A 1,546-nucleotide genomic window follows, 5' to 3' on the forward strand; every position below is an offset into this window, starting at 1 on the left:
CCTGCGCGCCCAGGCCGCCTACCTCGCCGACCACCTGAGGACCCTGGGGGAGGAGGCGCCCAGGCCCGCCGACCTCGCCTGGTCCCTCGCCGCGACCCGGCCCGCCCTCGAACACCGGGCCGTGGTCGTCGCCGGCGACCGAGAGGGGCTGCTGCGCTCCCTCACCGCCGTGGCCGACGACACACCCGCCGCCGGAGTGGTCCGCGGCCTCGCCGACACCGAGGGCGACCCCGTCTTCCTGTTCCCCGGTCATGGCCCGCAGTGGGAGGGCATGGCCACCGAACTCCTCGACTCCGACGCCCGGTTCCGGGAGCACTTCACCGAAGCCGCCACCGCGGTCGAGGTATTCACCGACTGGTCGGTGCTCGACGTGCTGCGGCGCGCCCCCGGCGCCCTGCCGCTGAACCGCCCCGACGTGGTCCAGCCCACCCTCTTCGTCGTCTGCGTGGCCCTCGCCCGCCTGTGGCAGTCCTGCGGTATCCAGCCCGCCGCAGTGGCCGGGCAGAGTCAGGGCGAGGTGGCCGCCGCCTACATCGCCGGAGTGCTCACCCTCGCCGACGCGGCCCGGATCGTCGTCACCCGCTCCCGGGCGCTCACCGCCATCACCGGCCGCGGCGGCATGCTGTCCGTCCCGCTGCCGCTCGCCGAGGTGGAACGGCGGCTGGCCCGCCACGACGGCCGGATCTGCGTCGGCTCGGTCACCGGCCCGCGCTCCGTCGCTGTCTCCGGCGAGGCGGGGGCACTCGCCGAACTGCTGCGGGAACTCACCGACGACGGTGTGCGCGCCCGCCGGGTCGCCATCGACTACGCCTCCCACTCCGCCCAGGTGGAGGAGGTCCGCGACGCCCTCCTCGCCGGCTTCGCGCCGGTGAGGCCGCGTCCTGCCGAGATCCCCTTCCACTCCACCGTCACCGCCGCCCGCGTCGAGGACACCACCACGCTCGACGCCGACTACTGGTACCGCAACATCCGCGACACGGTCCGCTTCGAGGCGACCGTCCGCGACCTCGCCACCGCCGGACACCACGTGTTCGTCGAAGTCGGCCCGCACCCGGTGGTCACCACCGCGGTGGGTGACATCCTCGACGAACTGGGCGTGCCCGACGGCGCGGTCCTCGGCACCCTCCGCCGCACCGAGGGCGGTCCCGAGCGGTTCCTGACGTCCGTGGCCGAACTCGCCGTCCGCGGCGGCCCGGTCGACTGGAGCACCGTCCACGACGAGACCGGCAACCGCACGGATCTGCCCACCTACGCCTTCCAACGCCGCACCTACTGGCCCACGTTCACTCCCGAGGACCCCGCCCCCGACACCTCCGCCACCGCGGACGCCCCGTTCTGGCAAGCCGTCGAGGCGGGCGACCTGCCCACCCTGTCCGCGGCCCTCGACCTGGACCAGGGCACCGTGGACGGCCTCCTCCCCGCGCTGGCCCGCTACCGCAGGCGCAGCGCCGACCGGGCCACCGCCGACCGCTGGCGCTACCGCATCACCTGGCGCCCGCTCGAAGAGGGCCCGGGCCGCCCCGCCCTCACCGGCACCTGGGTCCTG

1 protein-coding gene is annotated in these 1,546 nt (G+C 75.2%); it reads left to right on the forward strand.

Features of this window, described 5'->3' with window-relative positions:
• A partial coding sequence (locus ACYVE9_RS26205) for an acyltransferase domain-containing protein (RefSeq protein ID WP_461030376.1) occupies window positions 1–1,546 on the forward strand: 1,546 nt, incomplete at both ends.

It is taken from the genome of Streptomyces sparsus (genome assembly GCF_054776295.1).